The organism is Streptomyces deccanensis, assembly GCF_022385335.1.
GTDB classification, from domain to species: Bacteria; Actinomycetota; Actinomycetes; order Streptomycetales; family Streptomycetaceae; genus Streptomyces; species Streptomyces deccanensis.
The window spans coordinates 7,732,804-7,747,838 of record NZ_CP092431.1; the positions used below are offsets into that span (position 1 = coordinate 7,732,804).

Annotated in this window: 15 protein-coding genes and 1 pseudogene; 3 read left to right on the top strand and 13 right to left on the bottom strand. The window is 70.4% G+C overall.

Features of this window, described 5'->3' with window-relative positions; translation table 11 throughout:
- Positions 1 to 12 precede the first annotated feature (12 nt).
- Positions 13 to 1,223: pseudogene (locus L3078_RS34280) on the bottom strand (IS110 family RNA-guided transposase).
- Between the two features lie 246 nt (positions 1,224 to 1,469).
- Between L3078_RS34280 and L3078_RS34285 the strand changes: the two are divergent.
- Positions 1,470 to 1,913 carry a hypothetical protein gene (locus L3078_RS34285; RefSeq protein ID WP_239757802.1) on the top strand — a complete coding sequence of 148 codons (444 nt, stop codon included), beginning with the start codon at positions 1,470 to 1,472 and terminating at the stop codon, positions 1,911 to 1,913.
- A gap of 48 nt (positions 1,914 to 1,961) precedes the next feature.
- On the top strand, positions 1,962 to 2,855 hold the full coding sequence (locus L3078_RS34290) for a hypothetical protein (RefSeq protein ID WP_239757803.1): 894 nt from the start codon (positions 1,962 to 1,964) through the stop codon (positions 2,853 to 2,855).
- A gap of 147 nt (positions 2,856 to 3,002) precedes the next feature.
- Here the strand turns inward: L3078_RS34290 and L3078_RS34295 are convergent, their stop codons facing one another.
- The 11 genes from L3078_RS34295 to L3078_RS34345 all read right to left on the bottom strand — a co-directional run bounded on the left by L3078_RS34295 (position 3,003) and on the right by L3078_RS34345 (position 12,045).
- Complete coding sequence (locus L3078_RS34295; protein ID WP_338059539.1) at positions 3,003 to 3,500, bottom strand: NUDIX domain-containing protein; 498 nt, start codon at positions 3,498 to 3,500, stop codon at positions 3,003 to 3,005.
- Between the two features lie 125 nt (positions 3,501 to 3,625).
- Entirely contained in the window at positions 3,626 to 4,324 is a 699-nt protein-coding gene (locus L3078_RS34300) for a hypothetical protein (protein ID WP_239757805.1), read from the bottom strand.
- Positions 4,325 to 4,426: 102 nt separating this feature from the next.
- Positions 4,427 to 4,873, bottom strand: coding sequence for a hypothetical protein (locus tag L3078_RS34305; protein WP_239757806.1), 447 nt, complete (start codon positions 4,871 to 4,873; stop codon positions 4,427 to 4,429).
- 81 nt (positions 4,874 to 4,954) lie between these two features.
- Complete coding sequence (locus L3078_RS34310; protein ID WP_239757807.1) at positions 4,955 to 6,682, bottom strand: relaxase/mobilization nuclease domain-containing protein; 1,728 nt, start codon at positions 6,680 to 6,682, stop codon at positions 4,955 to 4,957.
- Positions 6,679 to 7,341, bottom strand: a complete 663-nt coding sequence (locus L3078_RS34315) for a plasmid mobilization protein (protein ID WP_239757808.1) — start codon at positions 7,339 to 7,341, stop codon at positions 6,679 to 6,681. Before L3078_RS34315 ends, L3078_RS34310 begins: the two co-directional genes overlap by 4 nt.
- A complete protein-coding gene (locus tag L3078_RS34320) occupies positions 7,338 to 7,610 on the bottom strand; it encodes a hypothetical protein (RefSeq protein ID WP_239757809.1) in 273 nt (90 codons plus the stop codon). The genes L3078_RS34315 and L3078_RS34320 overlap by 4 nt, the downstream gene beginning before the upstream one ends.
- A 62-nt stretch (positions 7,611 to 7,672) precedes the next feature.
- Positions 7,673 to 7,846, bottom strand: coding sequence for a hypothetical protein (locus L3078_RS34325; protein WP_239757810.1), 174 nt, complete (start codon positions 7,844 to 7,846; stop codon positions 7,673 to 7,675).
- 14 nt (positions 7,847 to 7,860) lie between these two features.
- Entirely contained in the window at positions 7,861 to 9,504 is a 1,644-nt protein-coding gene (locus tag L3078_RS34330) for a hypothetical protein (RefSeq protein WP_239757811.1), read from the bottom strand.
- Positions 9,501 to 10,118 carry a WhiB family transcriptional regulator gene (locus L3078_RS34335; protein WP_239757812.1) on the bottom strand — a complete coding sequence of 206 codons (618 nt, stop codon included), beginning with the start codon at positions 10,116 to 10,118 and terminating at the stop codon, positions 9,501 to 9,503. The genes L3078_RS34330 and L3078_RS34335 overlap by 4 nt, the downstream gene beginning before the upstream one ends.
- Positions 10,119 to 10,240: 122 nt before the next feature.
- Positions 10,241 to 10,996, bottom strand: a complete 756-nt coding sequence (locus tag L3078_RS34340; RefSeq protein WP_215449500.1) for an ATP-binding protein — start codon at positions 10,994 to 10,996, stop codon at positions 10,241 to 10,243.
- A complete protein-coding gene (locus tag L3078_RS34345) occupies positions 10,993 to 12,045 on the bottom strand; it encodes a hypothetical protein (RefSeq protein ID WP_239757813.1) in 1,053 nt (350 codons plus the stop codon). The genes L3078_RS34340 and L3078_RS34345 overlap by 4 nt, the downstream gene beginning before the upstream one ends.
- A gap of 817 nt (positions 12,046 to 12,862) precedes the next feature.
- On the opposite strand from L3078_RS34345, the gene L3078_RS34350 reads away from it, so the two are divergent.
- Positions 12,863 to 13,768, top strand: a complete 906-nt coding sequence (locus L3078_RS34350; RefSeq protein ID WP_275593191.1) for a helix-turn-helix domain-containing protein — start codon at positions 12,863 to 12,865, stop codon at positions 13,766 to 13,768.
- Positions 13,769 to 13,810: 42 nt separating this feature from the next.
- Here L3078_RS34350 and L3078_RS34355 read toward each other — a convergent pair whose 3' ends face one another.
- A complete protein-coding gene (locus L3078_RS34355; protein WP_239757815.1) occupies positions 13,811 to 15,010 on the bottom strand; it encodes an amidohydrolase family protein in 1,200 nt (399 codons plus the stop codon).
- Positions 15,011 to 15,035: the final 25 nt, after the last annotated feature.

Here is a 15,035-nt window from a genome sequence, read left to right on the forward strand (position 1 = left end):
GCTGTGAGCGTGTCAGCCCAGCATGACGGGGGTCTGCGGTGCCGTGAGTTCGAAGGCGCGGCCGTCGCGTATGAGTGCCCACAGGACGTTCAGGCGGCGTCGTGCGAGGGCGATGATTGCCTGCTTGTGGCCCTTGCCCTCGGCTCGTTTGCGCTCGTAGAAGGCTTTGGAGACGGGGCAGGAGCGGGCGGCGACCATGGCGGACATGTAGAAGACCCGCAGCAGGCGTCGGCAGTAGCGGCGTGGGCGGCGCATGTTGCCGCTGATGCGTCCGGAGTCCTTGGGGACCGGGGCCAGGCCGGCGACGCCGGCGAGGCGGTCAGCGCTGGCGAAGACGCTCAGGTCTCCGCCGGTGTGAGCGATGAACTCGGCGCCCAGGACGGGGCCGAGGCCGGGCATGCTCAGGATGACCTCGGCGTGCGGGTGGTCGCGAAACCGGCCCTCGATCAGGGCGTCGGTCTCGGCGATCTCCTCGTCGAGGGCCATCACCTCCTCGCGAGCCTGGCCACCATGGCGGCGGCCAGCTTCTCCCCGGCGACGGCGGTGTGCTGGGCCTCGGCGGCCTCCACCGCGGTGGCCGCAACGAGCTGATAGTTGCGGACCTTGCGGTTCTTCAGCCAGGTCGCGAGCCGGGTCCTGCCGACGCGCCGGAGGGCGGCCGGGGTCTGGTACTGCGTCAGCAGCACCAGGGCCGCCTTGGACGTCTTGTAGTCGAAGGCGCGTTCCAGGGCGGGGAAGTACTCCAGCATCTGGGCTCGCAGCCGGTTGATGGTCCTGGTGCGGTCGGCGGCCAGGTCCAGGCGGCGCGAGGTGAGGATGCGCAGGTCCACGGCGATGTCGTCGCCTCGGTGCACAGGTTCCAGGTCGCGGCGCATGCGGGCCTGGTCGGCGATGACGAAGGCGTCCTTGGCGTCGCTCTTGCCGTCGCCCCGGTAGGAGCCGGAGGCGTGATGGACGGTGCGGCCGGGGATGTAGAGGACCTGCTGGCCGTTGTCGGTCAGCAGCGCGATCATCAGCGCGGCCCCGCCGGCGTTGAGGTCGATCGCCCAGGTCACCGGGGCGCCGTCGCTCAGCTCCAGCACATCGGCGATCAGCTTCAGCAGCGCGGTCTCGTCGTTGTCCACCCGCCGCGACAGCCGGCGCTTGCCGTCCGCGTCGAGCACCACGCAGTGATGCGCGGCCTTGCCCGCATCCGTACCGGCCCACAGCTCGGGCACGGCCACCTCCGAAGTCGTATCCGTTCACAGCCCAGCAGACGACCTCGCCAGCGTGTCCTTACCAAGCGATCTTGTGCCGCGCATCCCAATGAGTGGTCGAGTCGTCGCGGGATGCCGAGCGGCCAATCCTTTCAAGCCACCAGTGGGCGGAAACCCATGAGCCACACCCAGCATCCCCGGGTCTTTCGATCCTACGAGTGACCGAAACCAACCCACCTACAACGTAAGGACACCGATCTGTCGGTTTCATACTTGTCCCCTGGACGACTCGCGGTCGCCAATGCCATCGCGGCGGCCGGGCCGGGACGTCACTACCTGCGCGTCATCCGGCCGCTGGTTGCCCAGGAAGTGCTCGCCGAACTCCTCTACCTGGGCGGCAACACCCTTGTGCTCGGGCCGGTGAGCATGGAGCGCTTTGACCGTCTGACGCGCCTGGTAGACCGGGCCCTGGAGGATGCGGGTAATCGGTGCGGGTCGTCGGTGCTGTCGCTGGTGTCCGATGCCCCCACCGACTCGGGCCCGGCCCGGACGGTGACCCGGTACATCATCGAAGACGGGCAGTGCACCGAGGCCGGAGAGCGGAACGCGCGCGAGTACGGCGAATGCGCGGTCACGCTCGCCCGCGTCGAGGCTTACAGAGCGGCCGAGGACGCGCGCACGCTTGCCACCCTGCCCGGCCGTTTCGACTTTCTCTGACGAGCCTTTCGTCACCCACCCGCCCCACACTGACCCTTGGAGGTCTGCTTGCCCCTGCCCATAATCCGGCTGTCCATCTCTCCCACGAACGGGACCGCTCACCACGGCGTCCTGATCGACACCGAACCGTTGACGGTGTGCGCTACGCACTCGACCGATCTCGCACCGGTCGCGGAGAACACCACGCACTCTCTGTGCCAGAGCTGTACACGCGCCTGGCTGATTCTGACCACGCAGCCGCACCCCGGCGGCGAACGAGATCTCCGGCCCGCCGCCGGCACCGGCAAGGGCGCCACCGCCCACCTGCCGATCCCCGGCCATCTGCTGGGCTACTGCGGCAAGTCCCTTGACCCTCACTCGACTTCAGCCCGCCGGGTGTGCGCCAACTGCTCGGCGCTCGCGGCGGCCCTGGAGCGCTTCCACCGGCTCGCGGGCGACGTGAGCGTGTCCTTCGACGGATCCTGCCCGCGCGACGAGGACCTGCTGTGGGCACCCAAAGGCCATGCCAATCTCGTCACGGGACACCGCCGCCGCGCCGCGACCGGCACCGGCCTGTGCGACACGCCGCTGGCCGGACCGAACCCCGAGGCCACCAACGAATGCGCCCCCTGCCGCCGAGCATGGAGGACCGAGCGCGACCGGCGGACCGCCGCGCTTCCCCACATGAGGGCACGCGCCCGCTGGTGGGACCAACGCCGTGAACTGGACACCTTCCAGGGCCGTGCCGATGGCCTCAACTCCGGCGACGCCTATACGCTCTCCGGCTGCCCGGACCAGCACCACGTCCTGACCGTGACCCACCCCGGCCGGAGTCGGCGACTTGCCGCCCTGGTCTATGTCCCCGCCGCCGACGAGATCGTGGAACTGGGCCTTCACCCCGATCGCCTGCTTGCCATCGAACGGCCGCACGCGCCGGAGGCGGGCATGCCCACGCTGCCATGACCCCCTGTGGCGGCACGCACCAGCCTGCTCTGGACGCGCCGTGCCTGACCGCCGCATCACCGAAGGGCCCGGTTTCCTCACCGTCGTCAAGGTGAGGAAACTGGGCCCGGTTTCGTTGCGCCAGGCCGTGCCGTTCCGTCCCGGTGCTCACAGGAACCCGGAGGATGTGGGTGGCGAGGGGTCGTTCCTACGGGGTGGCAGGCGCAGTGCAAGCTGTTCGACGTAGTGCCGGACATGGGGCGGCATCGGCTCGGGCAGAGCGTCCAGCGGGAACAGACGAAGGGCCTGCCCCTCGCCGAGGACCAGCTCGCTCTCGGTGCCGTCCCAGACTGCGGCGAACACGTGGGGTGGCGTCTTGCCTTCCTCGTAGGCGGTGACAGCCACTTCCTCGATCACCGTCGGTACGATGCCAGTCTCTTCCAGCAACTCGCGCAGGACCGTCTCGAGCGGCGTCTCGTCCGTCTCACGTCCGCCGCCGGGAAGCGACCAGCGCCCCGGCCAGCCGATGCCGGCCTTGTCGTCCCGCAGCTGCAGCACGACCTCACGGCGCGGTGTAGTGACGAACGCGAAACACCCGCGGGTCTTCGTGGGACGGTCCACCACGCCGGTGACCTCTCTTCGTACGACAGCGTCCGGATGGCCCACGGCCGAAGCCGGAGCATGGCCCTCGCCGTGTGCAGGGCCCTGCAGCACGGTAATGCTGGATGACGAACGCCCCGTTCTCCACTGCCTGGCAGCGGGGAGAACGGGGCGCGACGGAGCGTCGAGTGTCAGCGGGCCTGCGCCGCCTGGACGGCGTCGGCGAGATGGGCGTCGACGAGAGCGGGCGCCCCGGACAGGACCACCAGAATCGTGCCGGTGCGGATCGCCGTCTGCTTGACGACGCTGCGCTGCCCGCCGACCGCGTAGGTGAGCAGCTGGCTCCACTGCTCGTCACCCAGGTCCGGGGCGGCCGTCTGCTTCGTACCCATGTCGATGACGATGCTGCCCGACACGAGCTGGTACGTGGGGCAGGCGGTCATCGCGTCGAAGATCTCCCCGATGCCCTGCGAAAGCTTCGTCGCGGTGTCGCTGTACAGCTCCTCGGACACCTCGGAGTCGCTGCCGCCGGCGTAGGTGAAGGACGCCTTCGCCTTGCGGGGGAAGGACAGGCCGGTGCCGGTGGCCGCCGCGCTGCTGCCGAGCTTGGCCAGTGCCGGGCAGCCGATCACGGTGACATCGTCGTGCGTGGCCGGGCGCTGCGGCTTGCGGCTGTAGCCCTCGCCGAGGTCGCTCTCGTCAAGGAGCCGCTTGCTCAGTGCGGCCGAGGACAGCGGCGCCGACGCTGCGGTATTCGAGCCCACCGTGCGCGGCGCGGCGGTTGTGGGGGAGGCCGGCTCGGCGGAGGTGGTACTGCCCGTCGAGCAGCCGGTCAGAACCAGAGCGGCGAGAGCGCTGAGGCTGAGGACGGTCGTGGTGGGAAGGCGCATGCGAAACCCCTAAGTGGCCTGCGAAGCGGACAGGTTGACTGGGCCGGCCCTCCGGGCACCGGCAGAGAGAAGGGGAGTTGAGGTTTCAGGGGTTTCGCCGGCTCAGTGGCCGAGGTGGCGCAGGCCCTCGGCGAGGGTGGGATGGAAGTGATCGACCGGACCGGAGTTGCGGTTGAACCACACCGGGTCGAGGCGGGGCTCCGGCGTTGTGTGGCCGGCCCGGCAGCGCAGGTGGATCGTGTCGTCGCACATGCTGAAGATGATCCAGTCCCGGTATGCGCCGCACTCGGGGCACGAACGGACCTCGCCGTCGATGACGAGTGGCTGCTGCCAGCGCATCATCAGGCCCTCGACCTCCTGACGCGAGGGGACCCGCAGATCCGGCGGCAGGAAGTCGGGCACTACCGCCTCCGCGGCGGGGTCCGAAGCCTGATCAGCAGGGGGTGCCGGAGGCTGGAAGCCGGGATGCGACTGCATGGTGTGCAGCAGGGCGTGGCCGGCACGCTGGGCTTCACGGAATTCACGGTGGGCACGAGCACGTCCGAACATCCGCTCTCCTTCTCTTCGTCTGACAGGCCACAAGGAGGGTGCCTCATGCACCTGAACTGCTTCAACTCTCAGACTCCGTAATCAGCGGGCCTTGCCCGGACCCTCGCCGCGGCCCGCTGCGGGCTTTGTCGCACGCCCCGGCGTACTGGCCGAGGTAGGGATGGAGTCGATGGGCATCGTGGTCGCGTCGGCGGGCAGATCGGCCATGCGACGCAGCCGCCACACCAGCACGTCGCTGATGGAGTCTGCGGTGCCCAGCTCTCTCCGCGCGGCGGCCTCGGCCAGCAGCACCGCCGGATCGTGGCCGGCGCTCTCGGCGTCGGCGAGGGTGGCCGCGAGGGCGTACCAGCCCGGCTCAGCCAGGATCTGCTCGGCCAACTGCGGCACCGCCGCTCGTAGGCAGGCAGCCTGCTTGTGCCGCAGTGGCTGCGACAGATGCCGTCCCCGCTGGTACAGCACCCCCAATGGGATGCCGGCGGCGGCCTGGTAGGCGGCGCGCAGGTGCTCGGCGGCCTGGCGGGCGGCGGCGGCCTGCTGGGCGTGGTTCTTCTTCGCGTGCCAGTGGGCTGCGGCCGTGACGAGGAAGAACGCCATGTCGATCAGCATCGCCGTGGTGGCTCCGTCCTCTCCGCGGCCGAGGGCGGGTCCGCTGTAGACGAGGTCGCGGGCGGCTTCGCGCAGGGCGCGGTCGCGCCCGCGTTCAGCTCGTACGTGAGAGCGGGTGGCCCGTTCGAACGCGAAGGCCGCATCGCGCAGTTGGGTACGGGTGTGGGCGGCGGAGGTCTGGGCGAGTGCGTCCAGGATTTCCCCGGCCGCCGCGATCTGCGCGGCCACCGCCGCGTCCTGGCCGCCGTCGATGACGAGCACCGCCTGCCACGTGGCCGTGGCGGCCCGGCGCCGTGCCGTGGCCGGGCCGCTAGGCGCCAGGGGGGTGGCCTGGTCCGAGGACGTGTCGGCGCTCGGTGAGGGGGTGCCGTTGGAGAAGCGTTTACGGATACGAGGCAGGGACAGGTCGGGGGAGAGGGTGGAACCGGCGTAGAAGACGGGCTCCTGGTCTTCGTTGCGGTCGTCGGGGAGCGCGACCTTGTAGCCGAGGAGGTCGCCGGAGGGCGCGAGGCGTTTGTGGATCAGTACGCCGGCGTCGGCCAGGCGGTCGAAGAACTCCTCCTCACTCGTGGCGCCGGCAACTGCCTGCCGTACGGTCTCGCGCAGTTCCTCGCGGGCGGGGCGCTCGCGGCCCTCGCGTTCGGCCTTGTGGCGCTCGGCGCTGGTGGGACGTTTGGCGGCGGTGCCGTCACCGGTGTTGAGCTGCTTGAGCCCGTACTCGGCTTCGATCAGCCTGGCTTCGGCCTGGGACCGGGCGGCGTCATTGTTCAGCCGTGGCCGGCGGCGGTCCTCGCGGACGAGCGTGGCGATGATGTGGATGTGGTCGTCGGCGTGCCGTACGGCGGCCCAGCGGCACGCCGCGTCGTCGCCGTCGGGGGCGATGCCGGTGGCCGCGACCATGCGCCGGGCGATGTCGCCCCACTGCTCGTCGCTGAGGATGGGGTCCTCGGGGGCCGCCCGGACGGACAGGTGCCATACGTGCTTCTTGGGCCGACGGCCTTTGGCGAGGGCTTCGACGGGCATGTCCAGCAGCTGCTGGAGGTCGGCGTATGTGGCGTTCGGTTCGCGGCCGGGGTCGGGGGCGAGGCTGTCCCAGGCGGCAACCAGGTGGGGGTCGATGTGCTCCTCGTGGGTGCCGGGCCCGTAGAGGTAGTAGAGCAGGCCGATGGTGCGCTGCCCGCGATCGTGGACTCGGGGAATCATGCCGCGGTGGTCTCGGTCTCCAGGTAGTGCCGGGTGAAGGCGTCCACGCGGCGGGCCGCGCGGGTCACGGCGTCGAGGACCGCCACCGTGTTCGGGGCGTCCGCACCCGAGTTCAGGGCCTTGGCCACCTGATTGACGTTGTTGCCGATGTGTCCGAGGTGCCGGCGCAGGGCGAACAGCTCGTTCAGCACTTCGCGTTCGGTGGCAATCTCGGCGGCGGTGCGGTCGAGATCGCGGGCGGCTTTGAGAGCGGCGTGGGCAAGGAAACTGGCGACGCTCATACGGCACGCGGACGCTGCACGTGCGAGCAGCTGGTACTCGTCGTCGTTCATGCGGCAGCTGGGCTGGCGCACGCGCTTGTGCTCGTCACGCAGGCGCTCGCGCTGCTGCACGTGCGGCTTCGACGGTGCGGTGTGGGCGCACTGCTCGGTGTGGCAGGTATGCGTGTGCTTTTCCCCCGGACGCGAGCCGCCCTCGGTCGCGTCCTGTTCGTTCGGCGCCCCCTGGCGCCGGACTTCTCCCGCCACTTCAGGGGCGGGGGAGGCAAGAGCATTGCTCCCGTCGGGAGCAATGCTCTTGCGATAACTTGCTCGCTCAGCAAGCGAGTTGGGGACCGGCTCATCCGGTGTGGGAGTGGGGCTCGTAGTCGAGTTCGTCATCGGGTGCGGTTCCTGGTGGCGCGGAGTCGGTGCTGGATTTCGGCGGCGAGGTCCACCACGGCGGCCGGTCCGTCGAGGACACGGACGCACGTTTCGGGTGTGACCTGGACTAGCCACTGGCCGTTCGGCGCCAGCACTGCCGCGTGCAGGAGCTGGTGGTGGATCAGGACGTCCGCCCAGGCGGCGGCCTCGGCGGCGGTGGGGGTGTACGTCCGTGGGCGTGGGCGTCGGATGGCGTTTTCCTTCCGGAGGGGGCGGTGGCCCCGCACGAAGCCGGGCCACCGCAGCGATTGAGTGCAGTGGAGTCGCCTGACCTGCGTCTAAGCAGGTGTCAGCCGCACTCGGGGCAGCGGGCGAAGTGCCGGCTCATCGCCCTGGCCATATTGCCTTTGAGCGTGATCGCCTGCTTCGCGCTGGTCTTGGCCGATGGGGTGCCGGCTTTGCGCTCCGCATAGGCGGTCAGGAAGCGGATGTCCTTCTCGAAGTCGGACTTGATGTGCGACATGCGCGGGCACGTCCTCACCGTGCACTCCTCTTCTTCGTCGTGGACGTGGCCGTTTCGTGGCGCAGACGCTCCAGGACCGGCGTAAGGCGGTCATTGCGGATGCCGATGTCGTGGGCGCGCATGATCTCCCTGAGCTGGCTGCGCGTGACCTCGGCGTTCCCGTCCCGTTCCAGCAGCTTGGGCACGTGGGGACGGAGCTGGGTGACGAGCTGGTCCACACTCACCTTCCCCTGCCTTCGGGACGGCTTGCCCTGACCACCTCGGGACCGGTTCCGGGACGCCTTCGGCCTCCTGCGCGCGGGGACCGAGTGGGGACGGTCCCCGCCCGACTCGGTCCCCGTTCCGGTGTCGGGGTCACCGTGGTCCCCCTCGTTGGGGACCGGTTGGGGACGGTCCCCGTTGGACTCGGTCCCCGTTTCGGAGTCGCGGGCATCGTGGTCCCCATTGGGGACCGGCGTCGGGGACGGAAGATCTGGGCTTTGAGCTGCGGTTTTGTCCCCGTGTTCCGGGCTCGCGTCTGTGCGGTCCCGTGTGGTGTCGGTCCCGGGGAGCGCGTTGTCCCGGTCCCCAGTCGGCGTGCGGTCCCCGGTTTCCAGGGCCGCGGGGGGACGGTCCCCGCTTTCGGCGGGTGCCATCTCGGGGACCGGATCTGCATGGTCTTCTTCGGGACCGTCCCCGATCGGTGTGGTGTTCGCATTGGGGACCGTGAGCAGGCGGATCGGCCGGTCCCCGGATGCCGTCCCGTCGGCGAGGGACGGGCGGACGGGATCGTGGGCCGTGTGGTTCGTGTCCTGTGACGGGTGAGTCCAGGGCGAGGGCAGGTCGACCGTCGCGAGCGCGGTGGCATGGCGGCGGGCGGCGAGCTGGTCCAGGAGAGCGCGCCTCTGCTTCAGGTCGGTGCCGACGTCGGCCTTGGCGAGGGCCTTGGACAGCCGCCGGGTGATCAGCTGTCCCCGCCAGCTCTGGCGGCTCTTGGCGGAACGTTCCGCCAGGCGGGCGGCCAGGGCGACTGCCTTGGCGGTGGCGCGGTCGCGGGTGATCTGGGCGGCGTCCCGGTCGCGTTCGGCGATGCCGAGGCGGGAGAGCAGACGCTCGCGTGCTTCCCGTCCGAGGGTGGCCAGGATGCCGTGCGAGGCGGCGCCGGGTTTGCGTAGGCGCAGCTCGATACCCATGGCCTGGTGCCACAGCATCGCCGCCATGATGGGGCCGACGAAGGCCCTCACGGTCCCGCCTACAGGGCCGGACTCGGCGTAGGCGGGGATCACCTGCACGCCGGTGATCATCCAGACCAGGACTCCGGGCAGGCCCGGTGCGCCCTGGGAGGTGAGGTTCTGGCGGGCCATCAGCGCGGTGGCGAACAGCGCCAGTTCGGCGGCGCCGAACATGGCGGCACGCTCGGTGGTGCCGGCCATGTCGAGGTAGTCGGCGGCGAACCGCCAGCTGGTGTCGGCGCTGTAAGCGGTGCAGCCGATCGCGGCGAGCGCGGCGACCCACACCGCCAGCGCAGACGACCGTTCCGTTCTGGCGCGACCACGGCGGCGCAGGGTAAGCCACCCGCCCACGAGTACGGCGAGGACCGGCAGCGCAACGGCGGCGGTGATCACGGGCGACAGCCCGAAGGGGACTGCCGCCAGGGGTATGGCGGTGGGGTGGGTCATGCTGCCCTTCCGAGCGCGGTGATCAGAGCGTGGGTGTGCACCTGCCGGGGCACGGGCGAGGAAGTGACCTCGTCCTCCTCGTCGTCGGGCGTGGGCTCGGCCTCGTCGTACAGGCCCCAGTAGCGGTCGCGGTCGGCGACGGCATGGGCCGCTCGACGCATCAGGTCCCGGGCCCAGTCGAGTTCGAGCTGGAGGGTGTAGGCGAGGCGCTCGGGGGACCATCCGCGGGCGTAGGCGTGGCGGACGACGGCCTCACGTTCGGCGTCGCTGAGGTGCACGTCGCGGCCCTGGAAGGCCGCCTTGACCCGCGCGTAGTCGAGGCGCTTGCTGACCCGGGCGTGCCAGGGGCGGCGCTCGATCTCGGTCAGCCCGCCCCACATCCCGTGCCGGATGTCGTTGTCCAGGGCGTAGTTGAAGCAGTCCTTCTTGACCGGGCACCGGCCGCAAATGGACTTGGCCTCCGAGGCGGCCTCGTGGTCCCGTGGGGCGTGGAAAAACAGCTCGTCGGCGTCCTCGGCCGGCATGCCGTAGCACAAGCCCCGGGCGTTCCAGCTGTGGTCGGCGATCCCGCGCAATGTCGGGCGCGCGGTGTCGTTCGTGGTGATGGTGCGCAAGTCAGTCTCCGGGTACGCCTCAGCGGTCGCGCGGCACCAGCGTGGGTGGGCGCGGTGATGAGGCGGGGCAGGGGCGCGGCGGTGCCGCACCGGAGGTGAAGTCGGTTGCGAGAGCGGCCGGTTCAGCGGCGCTGGAAGCGCCGGTCCGGGCCGCTGAAGTGGACCGGTGTGCACATGCCGGACAGGCGGGACAGGACGCGGTCGCCGATCACGTCGCGCAGGACCGGCTGCTGCGGGGGCACGCCCCGGTCGCGGACCGGCGGCAGGTTCGTGGTGAAGATCGTCGGCAGGCGGTTCTGGCAGCGCCAGTTCACCAGCCGGAAGGTGATCTCCTCCGTCCACTGCGAGCCCTTCGCGGCGCCGAGGTCGTCGAGCAGCAGCAGCGGCACCCGCACGATCCGGCGCAGCATGTGCTCCGGGTCCACCCCGGACTGCGGGCGCATGTCGGCGTACAGGTCGGCGGCAGTCGTCGCCTGCCAGGACACGCCGCACCCGGCGGCGGTCAGGGCCCGGATCGCGCCGTACGCCTGATGCGTCTTGCCCGCCCCGGTACTGCCCCACAGCAGCAGCGACGGGCCGTGCGCGATCCGCCGGCGTCCGGCCGCGCCGAAGTGCGGGTTGAGCCCGCCGGCGTTCGGCTCGACCGCGGCCTCGGTGATGGAACGGACCCAGGCGGCGACGTCGGGGTGCTCGACCACGGCGTCGCGGTAGTCGACCGGGATACGCGCCTGCGCGGCCTCCAGCGCCGGGATCGGCTCCGGGGTGTCCGGCAGCGGCGCAGTCGGGTCGATGCCGCGTTCGGTCAGCCTGGCCTCCAACCGGGCGCGCAGCCGCTCGCCGATGGCGGGCTGAGGGTCGGCGAGGTGTGCGCGGGTCACAGGTGGCCTCCGAACGTCGTCGGCTCGGTCGGGTTGAGGTAGGGCGTGTATCCGGAGGTGCTGGCCCAGGGCCCCGCGCCGGAGGCGGATGACGCCGCCGAGGTGGCCTGCGGGGCTGCGTTGACGACCTCGTTCACCAGGCTCGGCAGCACGCTCGGGTGCAGGCCCTTGGCCCGCAGCCGCTCCAGGGCCGTGCGGATGTCCTGCGGGTCGAAGCGCTCGTCCAGCAGAACCCGGATCTTGCGCCCCAGGAGCCCGAGGACGTCCTCCGGCGGTCGGCGCTGGCAGTCCCGGACGTACTCGGCGACCAGCTGCTTCGCGGAGACCGATCCGGGGACGGCGTCGGGTGCGGGCGCCTCGCGCCCCCTAGGTACAGATCCAGGATCCAAGATCCTAGATCCAGAGCGGGAGTCCTCCGGGAGTCCTCCCGTAGTCCTCCGGGAGTCCTCCGGGACTGCCGTCTGACCTGCACTCTTCCCCGGCGGTGCCGCAGCGGATGCGGCTGGGCCGGTCTGCGGCATGGAAAACGTCTCTCCGGGGCCCGTAGTGGTCTCTGCGGGCTGAGTGGCGTCCGCGACCGGGCGGTGCACCCCTCCCTGCGGGCTCCCGGAGTGCTCCGGGAGGGTTCCGTGAGACGTCACGGATGGTGCCGTGCGCGTGGTGGGGCAGGCGCCGGTCTGGCATTTTCCGCACGGCTGGTGGCCCTGGTGGCGGGCGCAGCGCGGCACCCGGGATGCCGTGGCCTTGTTGATTTTCTGGTGCTGCTCCCATGTCACGACGTGCAGCCAGGTACGTCCGTCGCATCCGGTGTAGCGGCATATCAACCCGGCGGTGGCCAGCTCCTCCAGGTCCTGCGCGACGTGCGCGGCGGTGTGCTCCGGGCGTAGTGCCCACAGCCGACCGGCGATGATCGCCGGATGGTCGCGGTGACGGCCGGAGTCGTCAGCCTGCGTCAGCAGCCCGATGAAGGTGAGCATGGCGGTCACCGAGCACTCCGCCAGCGACTCCGACTCGAACATCTCCGGCTTGACGGTGCGGATACGTGCCATCAGGCATCACCGCCACTCCGCCGCACTGACGGGGTGGCACGGGCACAGGCTGCCGCGCAGGCCGGGGTCTTCGGCCTTTCACGCAGGGCAGTCGGCATGCGAAACTCTCCCTTGAAGCAGATCCGTTCCGGTGCTGGTGGAAAGGGACCAGAGCGGATTCGTTGGGTGATCTCCGCGCCCTTCCCGGGGCGCGGGTGTCCTGGCCGTTTGGCGTCTGAGAGTTCCCGCTCTCAGACGCCGTCGGCGTTTATGGGGCCGTGCCCCGTTGCGGTGGGCGGTGCGCGCCTCACGCATCTCCTTCCGTGCCGGTCGCCGGGCGGATGCCCGGCGGGGGACCAGCAACATACGTGTGGCCTGCGAAGACATCCAGACTTAGCTCTTGCCTTCTCGACAACTCGTCGGGCGGCGCCCAGGGCGGGTCGTGGAGGCGGAGCGAGGCGAAGGAGAAGTGATCCCCGGAGTCAGGCGTCGCACGCACCGAGCGGACTGGCCGCTGGGTTTAAGGGGTGCTGCGGCATGGCGCGGACTTCCTGACGGGGAGGGGAGAAACGGGGTATCCACTAGGGAGCCGGGGGACTACTGCTGGGACTGCTGACCCCCAGGTACGCGGTGGAACACGCCGCGCCGCCGAGAAGAGGAGACCTCTCACACGAGGTGCGGGACCTCACCGCAGCCCAGAGGTGCTGGTGGGGAGGCCGAATCCAGAGGGCGAGCGGTATGCGAAGGCGCTCTGTTTTCGCTACGCTGAAGCTATTCCCACCAGAAGTAAAAGTCAACAAGATGCACTCACTTCAACTTGGAGAAAAAGCGAGGTCTGATGCCTGCCCGTCACTTCGACCGAGACCGTGCTCGCGCGGTACGGCGAGCTGCCGACATCTTCCAGAGTGAGGTGGCGGCAGAGCTGGGCGTGTCCGACTCCGCGGTGGCGAACTGGGAGGCCGGCCACTCCTCGCCCGATCCGGAGAAGCTGCCCGCATACGCGGCGGCCCTCAGGGGTGACCTGGACGATCTGTTTCCCCGTCGCGGCCTGCCTGATCTGGCTGATCTGCGCTGCGACGCCGGCATCTACCAGTACGGGACGGCCGCGGTGATCGGAACCAAGAGCGCCGGACCGGTCGCGGGAGCCGAGCGCGGTGACCGCCGACTCAAGGACAAGTACGTCGCGGCCCTGGCAGCGAGATACGGCGTCAGTGAAGCCGAGCTGCGCCGGGCCGAGGACCGCTCCATGGCCGCCGCAGAGGCGAGGAAGAACGGCACGGCGGGGGAGTCCGAACTCCAGGAAGCCGCCGCTGCGGAGTTCAGCGGGCCGCCGGGATCCCTCGCCGAGAAGATCACTCTGATCTTGCAGCGCTCCTACCCCGGTCCGCAGGGACCCCCCTCGGACGCCGAGATGGCGGCCGAGGTGAATGCCCATGCCGGGGCGGAGATCATCACCGGGGAAGACTTCGCCGATCTTCGGGCCGGCGTCACGGACACGGCGCCGCCCGTGGTCCTGGATGCGCTGGCCGCCGTTGTCGGTGTGTCCCGGATGTACTTCGAGCCGGACGAGGCCGTGGCCGCCCAGGTCTATGAGGGTCTCCAGCTGCTGGCCGCCGCGAAGAAGGGCGCCGTGGGCCGGGTGCGAGCTCGCGGCCTGGGTTCGCAGGGTCTGTCGCCCAAGGCGTTGGCGCTGGTCAACGAGCTGGTGGCGGAGATGACGGAGAAGGAAGCGGACACCAAGTAGTAGTCCGGCCCGCAGCTTCTGGGCTGCGGGCCGGCGGCGTGGCTACTGCTGCTTCTCTGCCGGCGAGCTCGCCTCGTGCACCCGTCCTGCCGCGATCACGGCACGGACCTGCTGGAGGGCACCGAGGTCGTCCAGCGGATCTCCGCCGATGATCAGCAGGTCCGCGCGGAGCCCGGGCGCGATCCGGCCCGTCTGCCCGCCCAGCCCCAGGGCTCCGGCCGCGTCCGCAGTGGCCATGTCGAGGATCCGGCCGTTGGGCAGGCCCAGGTGCTCGTAGAACGCGAGCGCCGGCACGAGCCCGTCGAACCCGGCCCGCTGAACGCCGGCGTCGGTTCCGGCGATGAGCTTGGCGCCGGCTTCGGCCATCTCGCGGACCAGGGCGAACATGGCTGCTGCCCGCTCTTCTCCGAAGAAGCGGGGCAGCATCTGCCAGTGCGGGCTGACGGCCGGGCAGACCGCGATGCCCTGGTCGATGATCTTCTTCAGGATGTCCTGACGGAGGTCGAATCCGTCGCTCGTCATCCAGGTGCAGTGCTCGATCGTGTCCACGCCGGCGTCCACGGCCGCGGCGATGCCGTCCGCTCCGTGCGCGTGCGCGGCCACCGGCACTCCGGCCTGGTGTGCCTCGTCCACCAGGGCCTGGAGTTCCTCTGCGGAGAACTGGCTCTGCCAGCTCTTCGGCCCGTCCTTGGTCAGGCCGCCGCCTGTCACCATCGCCTTGATCACGCCGGCACCCCCAGCGAGGTTGCGGCGCACGAGATCACGGACCTCGGCCACGCCGGATACCTCACCACCCAGGAAGTGGCAGTGGCCTCCGGGCGGGGTAGCCGGTGTGCCCGCGGACACGATGCGCGGGCCGGGAGTGCTGCCCCGGCTGATCTCCATGTCGAGGCGGAGGGCCAGGCCGTTGCGGTCGCCCAGGTCGCGGACCGTCGTCACACCGCTGGACAGGACCTGCTCCGCGCGCTGGCGCATGTCCTGCAGCAGTCTCTCATCGCTGGACTCGTGGAGAGTGGCCACAGGGTCGCCGCCGCCGTCGAACGCGAGATGCACGTGGGCGTCGATCAGCCCGGGCACCACCGTCTCGTCGGGAAACGCCAGGAGGATCCCGTCTGCCCCGGCGCGGTCAGCGAGCTGCGTGCGCGGCCCGACTTCGATGATCGAGTCGTCCTCGACGAGGACGGCACCGTCCTCCAGGTACGTCCCGGACCCGGTCAGGACCCGGCCGGCGGTGATCAGCATCTCGTCTCGTCTCCCTCGTTCTTCC

Bases quoted from the DNA above. Each gene is read 5' to 3' on its own strand.
- L3078_RS34300 (WP_239757805.1), bottom strand. From the start codon at position 4,324: ATGCGCCTTCCCACCACGACCGTCCTCAGCCTCAGCGCTCTCGCCGCT.
- L3078_RS34305 (WP_239757806.1), bottom strand. From the start codon at position 4,873: ATGTTCGGACGTGCTCGTGCCCACCGTGAATTCCGTGAAGCCCAGCGT.
- L3078_RS34310 (WP_239757807.1), bottom strand. From the start codon at position 6,682: ATGATTCCCCGAGTCCACGATCGCGGGCAGCGCACCATCGGCCTGCTC.
- L3078_RS34315 (WP_239757808.1), bottom strand. From the start codon at position 7,341: ATGACGAACTCGACTACGAGCCCCACTCCCACACCGGATGAGCCGGTC.
- L3078_RS34325 (WP_239757810.1), bottom strand. From the start codon at position 7,846: ATGTCGCACATCAAGTCCGACTTCGAGAAGGACATCCGCTTCCTGACC.
- L3078_RS34330 (WP_239757811.1), bottom strand. From the start codon at position 9,504: ATGACCCACCCCACCGCCATACCCCTGGCGGCAGTCCCCTTCGGGCTG.
- L3078_RS34345 (WP_239757813.1), bottom strand. From the start codon at position 12,045: ATGGCACGTATCCGCACCGTCAAGCCGGAGATGTTCGAGTCGGAGTCG.
- L3078_RS34350 (WP_275593191.1), top strand. From the start codon at position 12,863: ATGCCTGCCCGTCACTTCGACCGAGACCGTGCTCGCGCGGTACGGCGA.
- L3078_RS34355 (WP_239757815.1), bottom strand. From the start codon at position 15,010: ATGCTGATCACCGCCGGCCGGGTCCTGACCGGGTCCGGGACGTACCTG.